This window comes from Phyllobacterium sp. GQ127 (assembly GCF_059758635.1).
The window spans coordinates 558,376-579,286 of record NZ_JCAXDZ010000002.1 but is presented as its reverse complement, the minus strand read 5'-3'; the positions used below and the strand labels follow the sequence as shown (position 1 = coordinate 579,286).

Annotated in this window: 20 protein-coding genes; 5 read left to right on the top strand and 15 right to left on the bottom strand. The window is 53.9% G+C overall.

The features are described 5' to 3' along the window. Nucleotides 1–241 precede the first annotated feature (241 nt). Both AC6CHM_RS11145 and tldD read left to right on the top strand, forming a co-directional pair. Nucleotides 242–760: an invasion associated locus B family protein gene (locus AC6CHM_RS11145; protein ID WP_115052212.1), complete on the top strand. Its 519-nt coding sequence runs from the start codon at nucleotides 242–244 to the stop codon at nucleotides 758–760. Nucleotides 761–840: 80 nt separating this feature from the next. Beyond that, nucleotides 841–2,253 carry a metalloprotease TldD gene (tldD, locus tag AC6CHM_RS11140; RefSeq protein WP_337353692.1) on the top strand — a complete coding sequence of 471 codons (1,413 nt, stop codon included), beginning with the start codon at nucleotides 841–843 and terminating at the stop codon, nucleotides 2,251–2,253. Nucleotides 2,254–3,000: 747 nt separating this feature from the next. Here the strand turns inward: tldD and AC6CHM_RS11135 are convergent. The 9 genes from AC6CHM_RS11135 to aroC form a co-directional block, all read right to left on the bottom strand. Beyond that, on the bottom strand, nucleotides 3,001–4,230 hold the full coding sequence (locus AC6CHM_RS11135; RefSeq protein ID WP_336440766.1) for a class I SAM-dependent RNA methyltransferase: 1,230 nt from the start codon (nucleotides 4,228–4,230) through the stop codon (nucleotides 3,001–3,003). 13 nt (nucleotides 4,231–4,243) lie between these two features. Next, on the bottom strand, nucleotides 4,244–4,978 hold the full coding sequence (locus AC6CHM_RS11130; protein WP_498173188.1) for a TlyA family RNA methyltransferase: 735 nt from the start codon (nucleotides 4,976–4,978) through the stop codon (nucleotides 4,244–4,246). 9 nt (nucleotides 4,979–4,987) lie between these two features. Next, complete coding sequence (gene dxs, locus AC6CHM_RS11125; RefSeq protein ID WP_498173186.1) at nucleotides 4,988–6,907, bottom strand: 1-deoxy-D-xylulose-5-phosphate synthase; 1,920 nt, start codon at nucleotides 6,905–6,907, stop codon at nucleotides 4,988–4,990. 104 nt (nucleotides 6,908–7,011) lie between these two features. Continuing rightward, nucleotides 7,012–7,935, bottom strand: coding sequence for a pirin family protein (locus tag AC6CHM_RS11120; protein ID WP_115052123.1), 924 nt, complete (start codon nucleotides 7,933–7,935; stop codon nucleotides 7,012–7,014). 72 nt (nucleotides 7,936–8,007) lie between these two features. Beyond that, entirely contained in the window at nucleotides 8,008–8,262 is a 255-nt protein-coding gene (locus tag AC6CHM_RS11115; protein ID WP_008125256.1) for an exodeoxyribonuclease VII small subunit, read from the bottom strand. A gap of 3 nt (nucleotides 8,263–8,265) precedes the next feature. Continuing rightward, complete coding sequence (locus tag AC6CHM_RS11110; RefSeq protein ID WP_498173184.1) at nucleotides 8,266–9,192, bottom strand: histone deacetylase family protein; 927 nt, start codon at nucleotides 9,190–9,192, stop codon at nucleotides 8,266–8,268. Between the two features lie 85 nt (nucleotides 9,193–9,277). Then, the gene (locus AC6CHM_RS11105) at nucleotides 9,278–10,561 is read right to left on the bottom strand and encodes a cystathionine gamma-synthase family protein (RefSeq protein WP_498173182.1); all 1,284 of its coding nucleotides are present in this window, start codon (nucleotides 10,559–10,561) and stop codon (nucleotides 9,278–9,280) included. A 103-nt stretch (nucleotides 10,562–10,664) separates the two neighbouring features. Further along, nucleotides 10,665–11,768, bottom strand: coding sequence for a 3,4-dihydroxy-2-butanone-4-phosphate synthase (ribB, locus tag AC6CHM_RS11100; protein WP_115052128.1), 1,104 nt, complete (start codon nucleotides 11,766–11,768; stop codon nucleotides 10,665–10,667). A gap of 15 nt (nucleotides 11,769–11,783) precedes the next feature. Next, nucleotides 11,784–12,878 carry a chorismate synthase gene (aroC, locus tag AC6CHM_RS11095; RefSeq protein ID WP_115052130.1) on the bottom strand — a complete coding sequence of 365 codons (1,095 nt, stop codon included), beginning with the start codon at nucleotides 12,876–12,878 and terminating at the stop codon, nucleotides 11,784–11,786. 167 nt (nucleotides 12,879–13,045) lie between these two features. On the opposite strand from aroC, the gene AC6CHM_RS11090 reads away from it, so the two are divergent. Then, nucleotides 13,046–13,300, top strand: coding sequence for a DUF1344 domain-containing protein (locus AC6CHM_RS11090; RefSeq protein ID WP_115052131.1), 255 nt, complete (start codon nucleotides 13,046–13,048; stop codon nucleotides 13,298–13,300). Between the two features lie 11 nt (nucleotides 13,301–13,311). Here the strand turns inward: AC6CHM_RS11090 and AC6CHM_RS11085 are convergent, their stop codons facing one another. The 4 genes from AC6CHM_RS11085 to AC6CHM_RS11070 all read right to left on the bottom strand — a co-directional run bounded on the left by AC6CHM_RS11085 (nucleotide 13,312) and on the right by AC6CHM_RS11070 (nucleotide 16,210). After that, nucleotides 13,312–13,902: a histidine phosphatase family protein gene (locus tag AC6CHM_RS11085; protein ID WP_307286424.1), complete on the bottom strand. Its 591-nt coding sequence runs from the start codon at nucleotides 13,900–13,902 to the stop codon at nucleotides 13,312–13,314. 13 nt (nucleotides 13,903–13,915) lie between these two features. Beyond that, entirely contained in the window at nucleotides 13,916–14,734 is an 819-nt protein-coding gene (gene fabI, locus AC6CHM_RS11080) for an enoyl-ACP reductase FabI (protein ID WP_008125268.1), read from the bottom strand. Between the two features lie 90 nt (nucleotides 14,735–14,824). Beyond that, on the bottom strand, nucleotides 14,825–15,733 hold the full coding sequence (locus AC6CHM_RS11075; RefSeq protein WP_307283291.1) for a DnaJ C-terminal domain-containing protein: 909 nt from the start codon (nucleotides 15,731–15,733) through the stop codon (nucleotides 14,825–14,827). Nucleotides 15,734–15,859: 126 nt separating this feature from the next. Further along, nucleotides 15,860–16,210 (bottom strand): RT0821/Lpp0805 family surface protein, encoded by a 351-nt coding sequence (locus tag AC6CHM_RS11070; RefSeq protein WP_115052214.1) that lies wholly within the window; start codon nucleotides 16,208–16,210, stop codon nucleotides 15,860–15,862. Nucleotides 16,211–16,380: 170 nt separating this feature from the next. Here AC6CHM_RS11070 and pdxH point away from each other — a divergent pair, with 170 nt between their 5' ends. After that, the gene (gene pdxH / locus AC6CHM_RS11065; RefSeq protein WP_336440762.1) at nucleotides 16,381–16,992 is read left to right on the top strand and encodes a pyridoxamine 5'-phosphate oxidase; all 612 of its coding nucleotides are present in this window, start codon (nucleotides 16,381–16,383) and stop codon (nucleotides 16,990–16,992) included. Nucleotides 16,993–16,995: 3 nt separating this feature from the next. Here pdxH and AC6CHM_RS11060 read toward each other — a convergent pair whose 3' ends face one another. After that, the gene (locus AC6CHM_RS11060; protein WP_498173179.1) at nucleotides 16,996–17,748 is read right to left on the bottom strand and encodes a crotonase/enoyl-CoA hydratase family protein; all 753 of its coding nucleotides are present in this window, start codon (nucleotides 17,746–17,748) and stop codon (nucleotides 16,996–16,998) included. Between the two features lie 10 nt (nucleotides 17,749–17,758). Continuing rightward, the gene (locus AC6CHM_RS11055) at nucleotides 17,759–19,534 is read right to left on the bottom strand and encodes an acyl-CoA dehydrogenase family protein (protein WP_498173177.1); all 1,776 of its coding nucleotides are present in this window, start codon (nucleotides 19,532–19,534) and stop codon (nucleotides 17,759–17,761) included. 186 nt (nucleotides 19,535–19,720) lie between these two features. Here AC6CHM_RS11055 and AC6CHM_RS11050 point away from each other — a divergent pair, with 186 nt between their 5' ends. Then, the gene (locus AC6CHM_RS11050; RefSeq protein WP_498173175.1) at nucleotides 19,721–20,911 is read left to right on the top strand and encodes a glycoside hydrolase family 25 protein; all 1,191 of its coding nucleotides are present in this window, start codon (nucleotides 19,721–19,723) and stop codon (nucleotides 20,909–20,911) included.

Genomic DNA, 20,911 nt, shown 5'->3' with positions numbered 1-20,911 from the left:
CGTGATCTCATGCGGCATTTTTGCGCGCAGCTTGTCATCGAAATGCGCCAACCTATGAAAGTTGCGATTTTTTAACGCTAGCTCACCATTTTCCGGGATAAGTATGAAGGAGGCCCACAATGCAGCCATTTTTGCATTACAACACAAGATTGGCTGTCATACCTTGGGGAGTGTTCGTGCAGCATTCTTTTCATCCGGTTCCCGGCGGTCTAACGTCTGGATGATTCGTTTTGGAGCCACCATGTCCATTTTAGCCCTTCGCAATATAGCTGCTGGTATTTTTGCCCTGTCCCTGACTGCCCTTTCCGGCAGCGCACTGGCAGCGCCGCAAAGCGGGACTGTCAAATCAACCCACGGTGCCTGGTCTATTCTTTGCGATACGCCGGCAGGCGCAAAATCAGAACAATGCGCGCTCATCCAGAACGTTGTCGCTGCAGATCGTCCCGAAATGGGTCTTTCCGTGGTGGTGCTGAAAACCGCCGACAACAAAGCAAAGATATTGCGCGTCCTTGCTCCGCTGGGCGTTCTCCTTCCGAATGGTCTTGGTCTTAATGTTGACGGCAAGGATATTGGCCGCGCTTATTTCGTGCGCTGCTTTGAAGATGGCTGTTACGCGGAAGTCATTTTGGAAGAACAGCTGGTTCAGACCCTCAAAACCGGCAAGGCTGCAACCTTCATCGTGTTCCAGACGCCTGAAGAGGGTATCGGCATTCCGGTGGAGCTCAACGGTTTCGGCGAAGGCTTCGACGCCCTCCCCTGATCTTTCCTTAAGATAGCGGTTGTCGCGCGCAGCCCGAAGGCTTACATCCGGTACACCCAAATGAAACCGGACCGGATATAATGAAAAGCCTGATCGATAGTTTCGATGCACCTCGCGAAAAAATTCTGGATACTGTCAAGCAGTCGCTGAACGGCGCTGATGATGGCGAATTGTTCATCGAGTATCGCGAATCGGAAGGTCTCGTCTTTGACAATGGCCGGTTGAAGAACGGCTCGTTTAATCAAGATCAAGGTTTTGGGCTTCGCGCTGTGGCAGGTGATGCCGTGGGCTATGCTCATGCCGGTGAACTATCGCTGGGCGCGTTAAAACGCGCTGCCGATGCTGCCTCTGCGGTCACGACCGGCTATGCCGGCGCATATACGGCGGCGCCCCCCGGAACCAATAGCAGCCTGTACAGCGACGAAAACCCGCTTGGGTCACCCGGCTTTGAAGCCAAGGTGAAATTGCTGCAGGAAATCGACGCCTATCTGCGTGCCAAAGACCCCAAAGTTCGACAAGTCTCCGTGTCGCTGGCCGGATCATGGCAGCAAGTCGAGATTTTGCGGGCCGATGGCCATTTCGTTCGCGATGTTCGCCCGATGGTGCGCCTGAATGTTTCGGTTGTCGTGGGAAGTGGTGACCGGCAGGAAAGCGGCACTTATGGCGCTGGCGGACGCAAGGGGTTTGGCGAATTCATTGCCACCGATAAATGGCAATATGCTGCAGATGAAGCACTGCGTCAGGCGCTGGTCAACCTTGAAGCCATTCCAGCTCCAGCCGGTACGTTCGATATCGTTCTTTCAAGCGGATGGCCCGGTGTCATGCTGCACGAGGCCGTGGGTCACGGCCTCGAAGGTGATTTCAACCGGAAAAAGACATCGGCGTTTGCCGGTCTGCTTGGCCAGCAAGTGGCTTCCAAAGGCGTAACAGTGGTCGATGACGGTACGATTTCGGAACGCCGCGGCTCGCTTACCGTTGACGATGAAGGAATGCCGACAAACAAGACCGTGCTGATCGATGACGGTATTCTTGTCGGCTATATGCAGGATCGCCAGAATGCGCGGCTGATGGGCATGCAACCCACCGGCAATGGACGGCGCGAATCATATGCCCATGCGCCAATGCCCCGCATGACCAATACTTATATGCTTGGCGGGGATAAGACCCCGGACGAAATTATCGCATCCGTGAAAAAGGGCATCTACGCCGTGTCATTTGGCGGTGGCCAGGTGGATATTACCTCAGGCAAGTTCGTTTTCGGCTGTACCGAAGCCTATATGATCGAAAACGGAAAAATCGGCGCGCCTGTCAAAGGTGCAATGCTTATCGGTAATGGCCCTGACGCGATGCAGAGAATATCGATGGTCGGCAATGATTTGCAACTCGATACCGGTATCGGCAATTGTGGCAAAGGCGGTCAATGGGTGCCTGTTGGCGTAGGCCAGCCCCATTTACGCATGGACCAGATGACCGTTGGCGGAACCTCGGTTTAATCTTCCCAATCGATTTTCAAAGAACGCGGGTGTGGCGATCCCTTGCCACGCCCGCTTTTGCGTCTGGCTATTGAGATGGTGGGAAAGACGGGCGGTCATCGAAGCGCGTCTTTGTAGTAGGTTAAGCGATCCGAAGACCGCCCGTCCGGCGATTTTGCATTCTGTCCGTTCCGCTTGGGAGGCCTCGGCTACCCAAGGCATGCCATTTGCGGCGCGCCATGCGTTAGCCTTGCGCCCCTTAAAGTGCTCGTCCAGCACACGCCGTTCCTAGTAACGGCAGGGGAACCCTTGGACAGAACGTCCCCGGATAACGGGTCCGTAACCCGCCATCGGAGGCGCCCATCCTTCCCCAAACTTCGAACGGCTCCGGAAGCTGTTCCCCGCAGGAAGGACAGGAGCAGAATAATTCAGAGCGGGTGCTGTTGGATAAGTTTGTCGAGATTATTTTAAGAAAGCCTGATTTGCACAAACCAAATGCGTCCTTCGACAAGCTCAGGATGAGGGAGGTGGGTTGATTGCAGGGTGCCAACTCTTGCAACTATTGTAACTCTTGCAACGCCAGCAAGTTGTCGCTGCAACCCACAAAACTTCCCTCATGGTGAGCTTGTCGAACCACGCATTACATCAATGCCCCCCTTGCGCGCTCTTGAGCTTGCCTGAGGGGCGAACCACAATCAACTCAAATGCAGTCAATAAAGACTCTTATGGCCGGGCCGTTAATCGAGGTTAGAGCGAGTAACTCGCAACCTATTTCTTGCTAAGCAAAGCCACGGCTTCCACATGTGACGACCAGAGGAATTGATCAACCGGCACAACGCGATCAATCTTATATCCCCCCTTGACGAGAATGCTCAGATCCCGCGCCAAAGTAACCGGGTTACAGGAAACCGCAGCCACCTTTGAAACCGATGATTTGGCGATTTCGATTGCCTGTGCTTCGGCACCGGCGCGGGGCGGATCAAAAACGAGACCATTAAATGGTGCAAGTTCTCGCGCCAGAAACGGGCGACGGAACAAATCACGTCGCTCGACACTAACCGGCTTCAATCCCTGTACGAAACGGACACTGCGATCAATTGCTGCAACAGCGCCCTGATCGCTCTCTACCGCATGGACGGAAGATTTTTCCGCCATTCTAAAAGCGAAAGTGCCGGAACCACAAAATAGATCCAATGTCTTTTTCGACTTGGCAAGATGCCCGGCTACCAGATTGCACATGGCTTCTTCTGCCTCAGCGGTAGCTTGCAAAAACCCGCCCGGCGGCAAGAACACTGGTACTTTACCAAAATGGACAAGCGGCTTTCGCGGCTCGACAATGATCTCACCTTCAAAAGAGAGGCGCGCAAAATCCTTTTTGATGACCAGTGCCGTTAGTGCCTGCCGCTTTGCAGCATCGGGCGCGCCGCATCCGGAAGCGGTGATATCAAGGCCGGATGCTGTTGACGTCACAGTGAGCTTGAACGGCTTCATGCCCCCGCCCAAAACCGCAACGAGATCGCGCAGATCATCAAGGCGGGATACAATCTCTGGCACCGTGATCGGGCATTCAGCAATGTCGATCAATTCGTGGCTTTGATGTTTATTGAAGCCCAGCACGGCTCCCCGCTCACTGGTACGCACGGCAAATACCGTTCTGCGGCGCGTCTGTGGTGCGCAAGTGACGAGCGGTTCAAGTTTGAACAGCAGTCCCCTGCCGCCAAGTGCATCTTGGACCAGCGATCTTTTCCATTCCTGGTAAGCGCTATCCTGCCAGTGCTGCAATGTGCAGCCACCGCACTCTTCAAAATGCCGGCATGCGGGTGCAACCCGCTCCGGTGATGGTTCGATCAAGGCCATCATCGTGGCGCGACCGTTTTCCAAGGCTACGTTGGCAACCTCTCCCGGCAGGGAAAATGGCACATAGGCGCTGCCAGCGGCCGTGGCAGCAATGCCGTCGCCCCCGGCGCCCATCCGTTCGATTGTTACGCGCGTGCTCATTGATCTTGTCTTTTCAGTTTTTGCTTTTAATACCGGCCAGAAGAAATTCACGGTTGCCATCGCCACCCTCTATGGGTGAAGGGCAAAGCCCCAATGCTTTCCAGCCCGGCAATTGATCCAACCAGTCTCTTAGATCATTTGCGACGCGAATCCCATCCTCTGGATTGCGCAAAATGCCGCCCTTGCCAATTGCATCGCGGCCAGCCTCAAATTGCGGCTTCACCAGCAGCACACAATGAGCGCCATTTTCGGCCAGATCGAGCGCAGGGGGCAAAGCCAGCTTTAGGGAAATAAAGCTTACATCCGAGACAACCAGATCAATATTCCGGCCCTCAAGATGATCACGCGCAAGAGCACGCGCATTGAGATTTTCAAGGTTAGTAACACGCGGATCAGAGGCGATGCGAGAATGAAGCTGGGCTGTTCCAACATCAATCGCAATCACATGCTGCGCGCCGCGCTCCAACAGGACCTGTGTGAAACCACCGGTTGAGGCACCTATGTCCAGAGCAGTTCCTGTTACAGCAATGGTGAAATGATCCAGTGCTGCAATAAGTTTCAATGCTGCACGGGAAACATAAGCACTTGCGGGATCATCGACTGCAATCACTACGGTTTCAGCCACCGCAGTGCCCGGTTTGGAAACGACAGAGCCATCAACCGTGACAGTACCGCGCATAATAGCGTCTCGTGCCCGCGACCGCGTGGCAAAGAGCCCGCGTTCCACCAGAAGTTGATCGAGACGCATCAATTGAATTCAGGCACGGGCAGGCGCAACCATATGGTTACGTCCAAGTGCACCAAACACCGCTTCCACAATTCCAGCACTATCAAGACCGGCACGGGCGTAAAGCACTTCGGGCTTGGCATGATCGAGGTAAATATCCGGAAGCGTCAATGTGCGAACGCGCAATCCCTGATCGAGAAGACCATCACGGCTGAGGAAGTGGAGGACATGCGAGGCAAAGCCACCGATTGCGCCCTCCTCCACAGTCACAAGCACTTCATGCTCGCGGGCAAGACGGCGGATCATATCCTCATCCAGCGGCTTGGCAAAGCGTGCATCGGCGACAGTCGTTGAAAGTCCTGCCGCGTTGAGTTCATCAGCAGCCATCAGGCACTCGGCCAACCGCGTACCAAAGGATAGAAGCGCAACTTTGCTTCCTTCACGGACAATGCGTCCCTTGCCGATCTCGAGAATGCTCCCTCGCTCTGGCAGGTCGATACCGATACCATCGCCGCGTGGATAGCGGAACGAAATCGGGCCTTCATTATACTCAGCAGCGGTACGCACCATATGACGCAGTTCCGCCTCATCCGAGGCGGCCATAACGACAAAGCCGGGAAGCGCAGCGAGAAAGCCAGTATCGAAAGAACCGGCATGAGTAGCGCCGTCGGCCCCAACCAGACCTGCCCTGTCGATGGGAAAGCGTACCGGCAGATTTTGCAATGACACATCATGCACAACCTGATCATAGCCGCGCTGCAGGAAGGTTGAGTAAATCGCCGCGAAAGGCTTCAAACCCTCACTCGCCAAACCTGCCGCAAAAGTAACCGCATGCTGTTCGGCAATGCCCACATCAAATGTACGATCGGGAAACACTTCGCCAAACAGATCAAGACCTGTCCCACCGGGCATGGCTGCCGTGACAGCGACGATCCTGTCATCGTGGCGGGCTTCCTCAATCAGGCTGGTGGCAAAAATCTTGGTGTAGCTTGGCGCATTTGCCGGGGGCTTTGCCTGTGCGCCAGTAATAACGTCGAACTTGTTCACGCCGTGATATTTGTCAGCAGAAGCTTCCGCCGGGGCATAGCCCTTACCCTTCTGCGTCACCACGTGAATAAGGACAGGTCCGTCCATCGTGTCGCGCACATTTTTCAGTACCGGCAGCAGATGATCCAGATTGTGACCATCAATGGGGCCGACATAATAAAAGCCCAGCTCTTCAAACATTGTTCCGCCCGTCCAGAAGGCACGGGCATATTCTTCCGAGCGCCGGGCTTTCTCCTGCAGGAATTTTGGCAGTTTCTTTGCAAGCTGCTTGGCCGTTTCGCGGAAAGAACGATAGGCACGACCGGAGACAAGACGGGCAAGATAGGCACTCATCGCACCTGTAGGTGGCGCAATCGACATATCATTATCATTAAGGATAACGATAAGCCGTGCATCCAGCGCACCGGCATTGTTCATCGCTTCATAAGCCATACCGGCGGACATGGCGCCATCACCAATGACAGAAATAACATTGCGCTTTATGCCCGCAAGGTCACTGGCCACAGCCATGCCAAGGCCGGCCGAAATCGACGTGGAGGAATGCGCCGCGCCAAACGGGTCATATTCGCTTTCGCTGCGCTTGGTGAAGCCGGAAAGCCCGCCCTCCTGCCGCAATGTGCGGATGCGATCGCGCCGCCCGGTCAAAATCTTGTGCGGATAGGCCTGATGACCGACATCCCAGATGATGCGGTCATGCGGGGTATCGAAAACATGATGCAAGGCGACAGTCAGTTCAACAACGCCAAGACCTGCACCAAGATGCCCGCCTGTCGTCGACACAGCGTCGATCAGTTCTGTGCGAAGCTCCTGTGCCAATTGCGGAAGGTCGGATTCCGGCAAAGCACGCAGCTGTGAAGGAATGGTCACGCGATCCAATAATGGCGTTTCAGGCTTGTTGTTCACTCTATAAATTCCAGTTTTAGCGTCAGAAATCGACCGGATGCGAGCTGTTGTCCTAGAGCAAATCCCCAGAACCGGCAAGCAGCCGGATTTAACGAAGGCTCACGTCAATTTTCAGGCAAAGGAATGAACTCTTCTTCGTCGCCCGGCACGATATCGAAGCGGCCAGTTCGCCATTCTTCTTTCGCCTGCTCAATACGCTCCTTCGACGAAGAGACAAAATTCCACCAGATATAGCGCTTGGACGATAGGGTAGCGCCGCCAAACAGCATGAAATGTGCGCCTTGCGGAGCAGAAATGATAATCTCGTCGCCCGGACGGAAAGCCAAAAGCCGGTCTGCCGGAAAGATTTGCCCCGCAATTTCGACGGGTCCATCCAGCGTGTATATGGCACGCTCCTCGGCCGCATTGGCGGGAATCTGGATATGCGCGCCCGGCTCTAGGCGAATATCGACATAAAGCGTTTCGGCATGCTGCTTAACGCCGGAACTTGCGCCATGAAACTGGCCCATGACGACGCGTGCGTCGAGCCCCGATTCTTGAAGCACGGGTAGTCGGCTCGCCTCGGTATTGGCAAAGGTGGGGTCAATTTCTTCCAGATGATCCGGGAGGGCGAGCCATGTCTGCAAGCCTGAAATGGGTAGCGGCTGCGTGCGTAACTCTTCAGGAGAACGCTCGGAATGGACAATGCCCCGGCCCGCGGTCATCAAATTGACGTCGCCGGGCTTGATGACCATTTCCGTGCCAAGACTATCGCGGTGGCGGATATTTCCATCAAACAGATAGGTAACTGTCGACAGGCCGATATGGGGGTGTGGGCGTACATCCAGCGGATCCGTCGGACGAAGGATTGCCGGGCCCATGCGATCAAAGAAGATGAATGGGCCAACCAGCCGTCGCTTGGCGGTCGGCAATGCACGCCGAACTTCCAGGCCGCCAATGTCGCTTGTGCGCGGTATGATCAAGGTTTCGATTGAATCCACGGCGATGGCATCACCAGGTTCAGGATCGTTACCGGGGAAAAAGCTCATGGGAGGCAGCTCCAGACTGTTACAGTCCTAATCATAGCTGCTCATTTACAAGGTGAACAGCCTGCGCTGGTGTCACTCCGGATCGAGCGGCTCTGTACCCACCGGCTGACCGTCACGGCCAAGCTTGATCTTTTCCACCTTGTCTTCAGCGGATTTCAACAGGGCGTCGCAATGCTTCTTGAGCGCTTCACCGCGTTCGTAGATTCGAATTGACTGCTCCAACGGCACATCGCCGCGTTCCAGATCATCAACAATCTTTTCCAGCTGATCGAGCGCCTGCTCGAAACTCATGGCAGCGATATCGGAGTTGTTCGGTGTATCGGCCATTTATCATCCTTCCATCAAGCGTTTGATATGTGCGCCTGCGGAGAGCGACATACCCTTGAGGTCGTACCCGCCTTCCAGAAGACTGACAAGACGGTTTGATGCGTAGCTCCCAGCTCTTTCCATAAGCTTGCCGGTTGCCCAGTCAAAATCATCCTCATTCAGGTTTATTTCCGCAAGAGGATCGCGATGATGCGCATCAAACCCGGCGGAGACAATAATCAGCTCCGGCTGGAACGCGTCGAGCGACGGCAAAATACGTGTGTTGAACGCCTCGCGGAAATGTTCGCTGCCAGTGTCCGGATCAAGCGGCGCATTGACAATATTGCCGACGCCTGTTTCGCTTTTGGCTCCGGAGCCCGGATAAAGCGGCATCTGATGCGTTGAGCAATAAAGTACGGATGAGTCTTCCCAGAATATATCCTGTGTACCATTGCCATGATGCACGTCCCAGTCAACGATCGCAACGCGCGCAATACCATGGGCGTTTTGCGCATGCCGGGCAGCGATAGCGGCATTGTTGAAGAGGCAGAACCCCATCGCCCTGTCACGTTCGGCATGATGGCCCGGGGGCCGTGACGCCACGAATACATTATCCGCCCTGCCGGAAAACACATCATCAACCGCAGCATTGGCCGCACCAATCGCTGTCAGCGCTGCTTCCCAGCTCTTTGGACTAACAGTCGTATCAGAATCGACACGAGTGAGCCCCTCTTGCGGTATCGTCATGCGAACGCGTTCCAGATAAGTTTCTGGATGGGCATAAAGAATGGTCGCTTCGTCGCCCATGGGCGCCTGAACGCGGTCCAACCCATCAAATGCGTTATCGTCCAATACTTTGCCAAGCGCGCGCAAACGATCCGGTCGTTCCGGATGACCTGCAGGCGTCAAGTGCTCAAGATAAATCGGATGAGTGTAAAGACGTGTGACCATAGGGCTTCCGGGTAAAGAAAAGGGGACCATGCAAATCTGCACAGCCCCTTGCAGTTACACAAGCCCCTACCTGGGAGTTTATGTTTTATGCCTCACTCAAGGCATGAGCCAGATCGGCAATCAAATCATCAGGATGTTCGATACCTATGGACAATCGGATTGTCGAATCCAGAACACCGATGCGCTGGCGCACATCAATTGGCACGCCGGAATGGGTCATCGTCGCAGGGTGACTGGCGAGCGATTCCGTACCGCCAAGGCTGACGGCAAGCTTCAGTATCTGCAATGCATTGAGGAATTTGAAGGCTGCAGGTTGCCCGCCAAGAATATCAAACGAGAAAGTCGAGCCTGCACCTGTACATTGCGCGGCGAATGTTTTGCCCAGCGGCGATGACGGAGCATGATAAGGCAAATAGTGGATCTTCTCGACCTTTGGGTGGTCGCGCAAAAAGTCAGCTATCGCCAACGCGTTGGTGTTCGCTTTTTCCATGCGGATGCTGAGAGTTTCGAGCGAACGACCCAGCATCCAGCAGGAATGGGGATCAAGTTGCGTTCCAATGGCGCCACGCAGCGCCTTTACCTGCTTCATCACCGCTTTGGAGCCGAGGGCAGCGCCCGCAATCAGATCGGAGTGACCGCCGACATATTTGGTCAATGAGTAGAGCGAGATGTCTGCTCCGTGTTCGATTGGCCGTTGAAATACGGGACCAAGCAAAGTGTTGTCACAGGCGATGACAGGACGGTGGCCCTGCTTTTCGCCGATCACCTCCGCAATACGGCGGATCATCGCGACATCAACCAGGCTGTTGGTTGGATTTGCAGGCGTCTCAATAAGAATGACCGAAACGCGGCCCTTTTTCATAGCCTCATCGGCAGCACTTTGAACAGATGCCTCATTAACACCATCGGCGAACCCTATGGCAGCGACGCCCATATTGAGAAATGTCTTGGCCAGCAGCGTTTCGGTTCCGCCATAGAGTGGCTGCGAATGCAAGATTGCATCGCCCGGTCGAACGAAAGCAAGCAATGTCGTGGCAATTGCTGACATACCCGACGAAAACAAGGCGCAGCTTTCGGTCCGCTCATAGACGGCAAGCCGATCCTCGACGATTTCGCTGTTTGGGTGATTGAAGCGGGAATAGACCAAACCAGCGCCGGTGCCCGCTGGCGGCTCGCGGCGACCGGAGACGAAATCGAAAAAATCGCGCCCCTCTTCTGCCGATTTAAAGACAAATGTGGAGGTGAGAAATACGGGCGGCTTAACCGCCCCTTCCGACAGTTCAGGATCGTAACCGTAATTCAGCATCAAGGTTTCCGGATGCAGTTCGTGGTTACCAATATGCGTCTTTGAAGGATGGGGTGCAGTCATAATGCTTTCCTCGCTAAGCGTGGCGTTTCGCAGCGAGGTTACAGCAAAGCCGGCGACTATTCCTTGCAAATATGCCGCCGGCTTCGCAATTGTAGAAAAGCAATCAAATAATATCGGTTTTGGTAATCTGGATGCCAAAACCCTCAAGACCCACGTAATGACGCTCACGTGACGCCAAAAGCCGGATCGATGTAATGCCCAGATCTTTCAATATCTGCGCACCAAGTCCGATTTGCCGCCACTCTTCGTCGCGCACACGGGCTTCGGCATGCGCTTCACGTTCTTGTAGCAAAGCACGGTTGCGGTCATCATCTCGGCCGACACCCACAGAGCCCTCGCGCAGATAAACGATGACGCCACGCTTTTCTTCGGCGATACGATTCATAATGCTATCAAGTGTGTTGCGAGCGCCGAAAACGTCACTCAGCACATCTTCACGCTGCAGGCGCACTGGAACATCTTCGCCGTCACGAATGTCGCCATAAACAATAGCAGCGTGGTGCATCGGCTCCCACGGCAACGCATAAGTAATAGCTTTTGCGGTTCCCGCGCAGGTATCGATCTCATATTCGCCGATACGCTCGATCAGCGTTTCCTTGCGCTGGCGGTATGCAATGAGATCCGCCACGGTTACCTGCTGCAGATTATGCGCTTCGGCAAAACCTGAAACCTGCGGGCCGCGCATGACCGTTCCATCATCATTCACCAGTTCGCAAATGACTCCAACAGGCGGCAAGCCCGCCAGCTTACACAAATCCACTGCTGCTTCCGTATGACCGGACCGCATGAGAACACCACCTTCACGCGCAACCAGCGGGAAGATATGTCCGGGGCGCACAAAATCCACTGCACCGGCATTGGGATTTGCCAGGTTGCGCGCTGTAAGCGTGCGATCTTCGGCCGAAATACCGGTGGTCGTACCGTGCTTATAGTCAACCGTAACTGTAAACGCAGTTGAATGCGGCGCGTCGTTATCGGCAACCATCGGCGCGAGGTTAAGCCGTTTTGCATGCTCGCGTGTCATCGGCGTGCATACAATGCCTGAGGTGTGGCGCACGATGAATGCCATTTTCTCTGGCGTGCAGTGTACCGCCGCTACGATCAGATCGCCTTCGTTTTCACGCCCATCATCATCCATGACGACAACGATTTCGCCACGTTCGAAGGCACGAAGTGCATCGACGACCCGTTTCTGATTATAGGCCATGGAGTAGTCCTTTGATTAGATGCGTCCGGTCTGGCCGCGATGTCTGAGATAGTGATCAGCGATAGCACAGGCAACCATTGCCTCGCCAATGGGAACTGCCCGGATGCCAACACAAGGATCATGTCTGCCCTTGGTCATGATATCCACCTGTTTTCCATCAGCATCAATGCTTTGACGAGGTGTCAAAATCGATGAAGTGGGTTTGACCGCAAAACGCGCCACAATAGGCGCACCACTGGAAATTCCGCCTAGAATGCCGCCCGCATGATTTGACAGAAAAATCGGGTTCCCATCATTGCCCATGCGCATTTCATCGGCATTTTCTTCGCCGGTCAGTGTCGCCGCGTGAAAGCCGTCGCCAATTTCAACGCCCTTAACCGCATTGATGGACATGAGATAGCTGGCAATGTCCTGATCCAGCTTGGCATAGATCGGAGCGCCAAGCCCTGCCGGTACATTCTCGGCAATCACTTCGATAACAGCCCCGATCGATGATCCGGCTTTGCGAATGCCGTCGAGATAATTGGCGAATGTATCCACAGATCCCGCATCGGGTGTGAAAAACGGATTGTTGTCGATTTCCGCCCAATCCCAGCGGCTGTGGTCTATCGAATGCACGCCCATCTTGACCAGGGCACCGCGAACGACAAGTCCGGGCACAACCTTGCGGGCAATTGCGCCGGCAGCAACACGAGCAGCCGTTTCGCGCGCAGATGAGCGCCCGCCACCGCGATAATCGCGGATGCCATATTTCACGTCATATGTATAATCGGCATGGCCGGGGCGGTATTGGCGGGCGATATCGCCATAATCCTTCGAACGCTGATCGGTATTTTCGATCATCATCGAGATCGGGGTTCCAGTCGAAACCAGAGTCACGCCGTCCTCTTGCAGCATAACACCGGAAAGCACGCGCACTTGATCGGGCTCTCGGCGCTGCGTAGTGTATTTTGATTGCCCAGGCTTGCGTTTATCCAGATAGGACTGGATCTCGGCTTCGGTAAAAGAGATGCCGGGAGGGCATCCATCCACAACGCAACCAAGCGCAATGCCATGGCTTTCGCCCCAGGTGGTAACACGGAAAAGATGACCAAACGTATTATGCGACATGAGCCTACCCGTCATTTTATCAGGGGGTTTTATGGACGTTTACACCTGTGGTCAAACCCGTCCCTCAAATTCCTTCATTCATCACGAAAAAAGCAATTGTTTTGCCACAAATGGACGTTCTAACTTGACTGATTATTCGGTCGATATTGTTTTAAAGGAAATCCCAGATGCGGTTCTTCGTTGCAGCATTCATGTTTGTCGCGTCCCTCTTTCCCGTTGGTGCATTGGCTGACGATGCGCAAGGCACAATAACAAAAATCGATGAGGACAATTCCACGATAACGCTTGATGATGGCAAGGTTTACAAACTGCCTGGTGAATTCGATCTGAGCGTCATTGAACAAGGCATGAAGGTGACTGTGATGTTCGACGTTGTTAACAAGGAACGTTTCATCACCGATATCGAAGAAACCACCGAATAAGGACGGCAGTTCTACATCCAGGTAAGCTTGCCGTTTTCGAGCCGGAGAATGTGATCTTGCGTGATAGCAAGATTTGCAGCGTCATGGCCGTCGAGACCCTCAATCATCTGAAATATTGTCCGCAGGCAGCCGCCATGGGTGACGCATACCGTCGGTCCCTTTACTTCAGATAGCCAGCTGGCAACCCGCTTGCCAAGAATCGCATAACTTTCCGCGGTTTTTCCAGGTGGAACGAAGTTCCATTTGTCGCGGGCCCTTGCCGTTACGAGTTCCGGCGTCTTGGCAGCAATGTCTTCGATCATAAAGCCTTGCCAATCGCCGAAACTCACTTCCATAAGCCGTGGATCAGTGCGGTAATCATGCGGATCAATGCCCATCCGCGTTCGTATCCGCTCCATCGTCTCGCGCGTGCGCCGCAATGGGCTGGCAACAAAATCAAATCCCTCACCATCGCCGATGAGGGACTTCATCAAATCACCATTGCGGTCTGCCTGAGCCCGGCCGCGCGCATTGATATCGATGTTTTCCTGTCCCTGAATGCGTTCAGACACATTCCAGTCCGTCTCGCCGTGACGCGAGAAATAGATAATCGTGTCAGGCAAGTTCACTTTGAGATTAATCCTTGACGACTGATATGTCCGGGGCATCGACGGCCTTCATGCCTACGACATGATATCCGCTATCAGCATGATGTATCTCGCCTGTGACAGAGCGTGACAAATCCGAAAGGAAGTAAAGTCCAGCGTCACCGACTTCCTCAATCGTAACGGTACGGCGCAATGGCGCATTATACTCGTTCCATTTGAGAATGTAGCGGAAGTCGCCGATACCGGAAGCGGCAAGCGTCTTGATCGGGCCTGCAGAAATCGCATTAACGCGAATATTATCCGGGCCAAGATCAACAGCCAGATATTTTACGCTTGCCTCAAGAGCAGCTTTCGCAACGCCCATGACGTTGTAATTCGGCATAACTTTTTCAGCGCCGTAATAGGTCAGCGTGAGAATGGAACCGCCATCCGTCATCAACTTTTCTGCCCGCTTGGCGACTGCTGTCAGCGAATAGACAGAGATCAGCATGGTCTTGGTGAAGTTTGCTTCAGACGTGTCAACGTAACGGCCGGTCAACTCGTCCTTGTCAGAAAAACCAATTGCGTGAACAAGAAAATCTATCTTGCCCCAGTGCTTTTCGAGAGCTTCGAAACATGCATCAATTGTTGAAGCATCCGAGACATCGCAGTGGCCGCACAAAAACGCATCCAGCTCCTGCGCGAGCGGCTCAACACGCTTTTTCAGCGCATCGCCCTGATAGGTGAACGCAAGTTCGGCGCCGGCATCATGCGCTGCCTTGGCGATGCCCCAGGCGATTGACCGATTATTGGCGACACCCATTATCAGGCCGCGTTTACCCTGCATCAAACCAGTTTTGGCGGTCATATACCAACCCTTCATGAGACTTATGATTGTGTGCGGTATCGCACAGCCCGCGCCGGGCTTCAAGCACACTGTCACCGTGGATTTGGTTTTTCAAACCTCCGATTGACGTAAAAATGCCTCTAACGCCGGATCTCCACCCTCGGGGAGCATGATCCGAACATGCGCGAAAAGATCGCCATGACCGTCAGGTTTTTTAGGCAACCCCTTGCCTTTCAGCCTTAAAACACGGTCAGAACTGGTCCAGGGAGCGATTTTCATTGCTACACGGCCACTTAAAGTCTCAACTTCCTGACGCGACCCAAGGGCAGCATCGCGCAAGCTTACAGGTAATTCCACATGCAAGTCGCGACCCTCAACTCGAAATTTTGCGTGCGGTTTAAAGCGGACTGTGACCAAAGCGTCACCAGATGTACCACCCGGAACGGCTTCGCCCTGCCCTTTGAGGCGAATCGTTTGTCCGTTTTCCACCTGTGCAGGCAGTTTGATCGCCAGTCGCTTACCATTCGGAAACACAGCCTCGACTTTCTCAGCACCGGCAGCCTGCTCCAAGGTAATGTCGATTGTCGCCTGCAAATCAGCCCCTTTACGGGGACCGGCACGGCGTGGGCCGCCCATGCCAGCTGTCTCGCCGAACAGGCTGCTTAAAATATCCTCGGCTCCGAAGCCGGATGTTCCACTGCGAAACTCGAAATTGCCGGGGCGTTGCCTGCCACCAAAGCCTGCAAACGGATCTCCGCCACCGCTTGAAAAGCCCTCGAAGCCTTGCGGAGCACGTTGTTTGCCTTCGCTATCAATTTCACCCCGATCAAACTGGCCGCGGCGCTCCTTGTCGCCGACAATTTCATAGGCCTGATTGATCTCCGAAAATTTTGCTTGCGCTTTGGGATCATCCTGATTTTGGTCAGGATGGTATTTCTTGGCGAGCTTGCGGAACGCCGATTTTATTTCGTCTGGTTTTGCCGTTTTGGCGACGCCCAGCACGGTATATGGATCGCGCATGTGAGTGCCCTTCCTCGCGACATGCGAACAGGTTGTCAGATTGCTTTTTGCCTATATGGGCTTAAATAGGAAGAAATTCCAGATTTTTAAACTCAAAAAAGAACATCAAAGTTCAAATTGCCCGCATTACATAGGGGCAAAGGACTTCAACGCCCACTGGCCGCCATTTTGCATGCAGGTCTCACCCTTGTAGAGCATTACACCATCAAATGATTCGCGCGATGTCTGGAATTCACGGCAAAGGCCGGTATCATCCTTTTTCTCGGCAATTGCCGTAATGGTGCCTTGGCTACCCGTTTCCGGGTTAGACCATGGCAAGGGTTTGCTGCCCCATTGGGTAAAATTGAGCGCCGAAACAATATTGCGTATCGTCGTCTGATCGGAAGAGCTCTTCGGGTCCACCTGCTGTGCAGAGGCGACAGAACCGGTTATGGTCGCCTTGTCGGGAACAGCTTTCTCGATACTGAAATCCTTCATGGCGCAACCGGAGAGCATGCAAACAAAAACACCGGCAGCGAACCCACTCAGGGCACCGAAACCTTGCTGTTTTTTTGCAACCAACTTCTTGCTATCAGATGATAGAAACGCCAAACACATACCTCTCTTTAACAAGGTCAATCCGAAATGACTATGGGACTATGGATTAAATGAAGTTAACAACCGATGACTTCACCGAAAAATCCGAACCATTCGCACTCTTCAATGAATGGCTTGGGGATGCGGTAAAAACCGAGCCAAACGATCCCAATGCCGTGGCGCTTGCAACAGTCGATAAGGATGGGTTGCCTAATGTCCGCATGGTTCTTCTCAAGGGCTTCGACACCCAAGGCTTTGTTTTTTATACCAATTTCGAAAGCCAGAAGGGCGTTGAAATCCTTGGCTCCATGAAGGCAGCCATGTGTTTTCATTGGAAAACCTTGCGGCGGCAGGTTCGCATTCGGGGACCGGTTGAGATCGTGAACGACGAAGAAGCCGACGCATATTATGCAACACGCCCGCGCGGCAGCCGCATCGGTGCATGGGCTTCAAAACAGTCCCGCCCGCTTGAAAGCCGGTTTGCTTTGGAAAAAGCTGTCGCCGAATATACGGCTCGCCATGCGATTGGCGAAATTCCCCGTCCAAAATACTGGTCAGGCTTTCGTATTCGTCCAACTTCAATTGAGTTCTGGCACGACAGGCCCTTCCGGTTGCACGACCGCGTGGTGTTCAGCCGTGAAACACCGGAAGATGATTGGGGTAAAGAGCGGCTTTACCCATAAGCCTCAGGTCTTCTTGCGCGAGAAGAAATTGACCATGGCATTGCGGGCCTCGTCGGCCTGCAATCGCTCGCTGAAGTGCTTTGCTTCAAGCTGCATGCGTTCCACTACCGATTCCCTGGGCATGCGCAGAAGATCGCGGGTTATTCGCATTGCTTCCGGTGGCTTGGCAGCGATATCGGTTGCGGCTTTCAAAACAGTCGCTTCCAGATCGGCAGCCTCAACGACCTTGTAGATCAGTCCCGCATCCTTTGCTTCAGCCGCACTCCATCCATCACCATTGGCAAGAAAAGCAAATGCCCGCTGAGACCCCATTAGTCCCGGACCAAGAAGGCTTGATGCTGCCTCGGGAACAAGACCCAGATCAACGAATGGCGTCTTGAACAAAGATTGCGGCGTCGCAAACGTCAAATCGCAATGGAAATGGATCGTTGATCCTATGCCTATCGCCAGTCCATCGACACCCGCCAATAGCGGCTTTGTTGCATTGGCCAAGGCAATGAGAAAATCAAACACTTCAGTGCCCATCTGCCCCGACATGGCAAAAGCCATAAAATCCTGCAAGTCATTACCCGCAGAAAATGCACCGGGAGTACCAAGAAACACATTTGCCCGAATATCTGCATCGCCATCGCCTTCTACCAAGGCTGTTGTCATGGCAGCGTACATGGCGCGGGTGAGCGCGTTTTTCTTTTCCGGCCGGTTGAACCGGATGATCTGGACAGCACCTTGCCGTTCGACCTGAATATGTTCTGACATGAGGCTTTCCTTAAAGGCTGAGAGCGGAGCGCGCGCCGAGCATACTGGCTGCGCCATTGAGGACACGGTCTTTCAAAGCGACGGTTTCATTGAGAAGGTTTTCCGCAAAAAATCGCGCCAGTACCTTGTGACGATCATCGCCACCTGCCAGCGCACCTTTCGCCAGATAGGTCGCTCCTGCGGCCAAACCGAACAGACGCAAATAGGGCGTTGCACCTGCAAGCGCCTCGCTGATCTGCTTATTTGCCAATGCCTCCTGCAACCATATGCTTGTAGCTTCCAAATCGTTCAATGCGGCCCGCAGCCGGTCTGCAGTTTCTCCCAAAGTGGGATTGTTTGAAGCCGCAACTGCATCGGCAATGGTGCGAAGCTCGTCTATATAGCCCTTGATATGTTTGCCACCGCCAAGCGCGAGCTTTCGCTGCACAAGATCAATGGCTTGAATTCCGTTTGTGCCTTCATAGATCGGCGCAATCCGCGCATCACGCAAAAACTGGGCCGCGCCAGTTTCTTCGATAAAGCCCATACCGCCATGAATCTGAATGCCGATCGACGCGACATCGACTCCGATATCAGTTGAGAAGGCCTTGGCTACTGGCGTGAGCAAATTTGCTCGGTCAGACCAATAGCGGGCTTCCTCAATGGCGCCCGTTTTTGCCATGTCCAAGGCAAAAGCGCAGGCGTAGGAGATAGAGCGGGCGGCGCCTGTGAGAGCCTTCATTGTCAGCAGATTGCGCTGCACGTCCGGATGCTCGATGATCGGGCTCATGCCTTCACCGCTCCAGCCGGGCGCGCGCATCTGGCGGCGATCCTCAGCATAGGTCAGCGCTTTCTGATAGGCAGCTTCGGCAACGGCAACGCCCTGAATGCCCACCGCAAGGCGGGCATTGTTCATCATCGTGAACATACAGGCAAGGCCACGATTTTCCTCACCGATGAGCCAGCCAATTGCGCCGGGCTCACTGCCCTTTGCAAAGCCATCGCCATAAATCATCGTGCAAGTGGGCGAGCCATGGATACCCATCTTGTGCTCAATGCTGCTGCAAAACACATCATTGCGCGCTCCAAGCGAGCCATCCTCGTTGACAAGATATTTGGGCACCAGAAACAGCGAAATGCCTTTGGTTCCGGCGGGAGCGTCGGGCAAGCGCGCCAAGACCAGATGGATAATATTGTCGGTAAGATCATGCTCGCCATAGGTGATGAAAATCTTGCTTCCAAAGATCCTATAGGTGCCGTCATCGGCGCGTTCAGCACGCGTGCGCAATGCACCCACATCGGAGCCCGCCTGTGGCTCGGTCAAATTCATCGTGCCCATCCATTCGCCGGAAACAAGCTTGGGAAGATAGGTCTGCTGCAATTCTTCGGTGGCGTGCGCTTCCAGCGCCTCGATCGCCCCCAGGGTCAGTGTCGGCCCGATGCCAAATGCCATCGACCCCGAGTTCCACATTTCAAATGTCGCAATAGCCAGCATCATGGGCAAAGCTTGGCCGCCGAACTCTTCCTTGCCGGTCAGGGCGTTCCATCCGCCGGAAACCCATTCCTGATAAACGTCCTTCCAACCGGGTGGCATGCTGATTTCAGCATCTTTGAGCGGGGTACCGTGCTTGTCGCCGACCTGAAGCAAAGGTGCAACGCGTGTGCTTGCAAATTTTCCTGCCTCTTCAAGAATAGCATCCACCAGATCACCGGAGAGATCGCCGAAACGGCCCTGCTCCATTGCCGCGGCCAAGCCAGCGATGTCTTTTAAAGTGTGAGCGATATCCTCGACAGGCGCGCGGTACATATCACAGTCTCCTCATCGTGATGCGGGATGACATTGCAACTCCCAGGTACCGAAAGGCAAGAGGATTTTTACGTAAACGTAAGTATTTATCTCTGATGGACCGCTCTCCTATGGTTAACACCATGTTAACCCATTACGGCCACCATCCGTCTGGTATCTTGGGAAACTCCGTTACGAGGCAATATATTGGCGACCCGGCGATCCATATCTGCTCTTGCGGCTGCCCTTCTGGGAATGTGTTTCAACGGCAGTGCGAGCGCTACTTCCGAGTTTACGACACCTTGGTCAAATAAAGCGCGTGCAATCGTACTTGATGGCTACGAGCAAAATTCATTTAATCTTGCAGAAATCGTCAAAAACCCACGTATAGCAGCCTTCATCCATAAAGGTTCCGATGGCCTGCCTGCAAACTACCATTGCAAACGAATCGACGATGAGATGCAACAGGAGCTATGCAGGCGCATATGGCGCAACTATGCGGTTTCCCGAGAACTTTATCAGACACGTCGCATGCTCGCCAAAACTCTTGGACTGAAATGGGGAGCATATCACCTTGGCCGTCCGGGCAATCCGATCGAACAAGCCAATCACTTTATTGATTATGCCGAACCAAGCGATGACGAGTTGATCGCAATTGACATTGAGGACAATGATCCCGAACGCTTCATGTCCTTGCGAGACGCGCAGATTTTCGCCGAGCAGATCAAGCTGCGGACTGGTCGTTATCCAGTCCTCTATACCAATGGTACAACGGCAAAATATATTGCAGACCGGCGACTGGAATTTCCGATCTTGTCGCGCCTGCAACTATGGTATGCGCGATATGAATCTAACATCGCTCCGCATTTTCCGAAAGGAAACTGGCAAGATTACGCTCTTTGGCAATTTACCTCCCAGAGTAATTGCACCGAGCAGCGTTGCCCCTATAGGCCAGCCGGAACCAATCGCGACATTGATGTAAACGTAGCTGACATGACTGTTGCCCAGCTAAAAAACGCCTGGCCTTTGGGCGAGTTGGTTCGTGCTCTTCCGCCGGACAATCTGCCGACACCGGGGAATCGCCCCTACCCTGAGGACGACATTCTTATGGCAGCGGCAGAAGTCCCGCTGATTGACTACCGGGCTTTATGGGAATTGGCGCAATCCGCTATTACGACAGAAGGACTCATTGCCGGTGTTCATCAATTGCTCGCCCCTGCTCCGGATACGGGAATTGATGAAACCTTGACTGCTTCTGTTACCAAGCCGCAGAAAAGCATGAATATCAATGAGGCGATAAACCTTGCAGCTATCGCTCGTGGATTGAAACAGCCAACCCACAGCGCGAACTGGACGCCTCTGACAGCACCCGGCAGACATTGTATCGCTGCACGATAG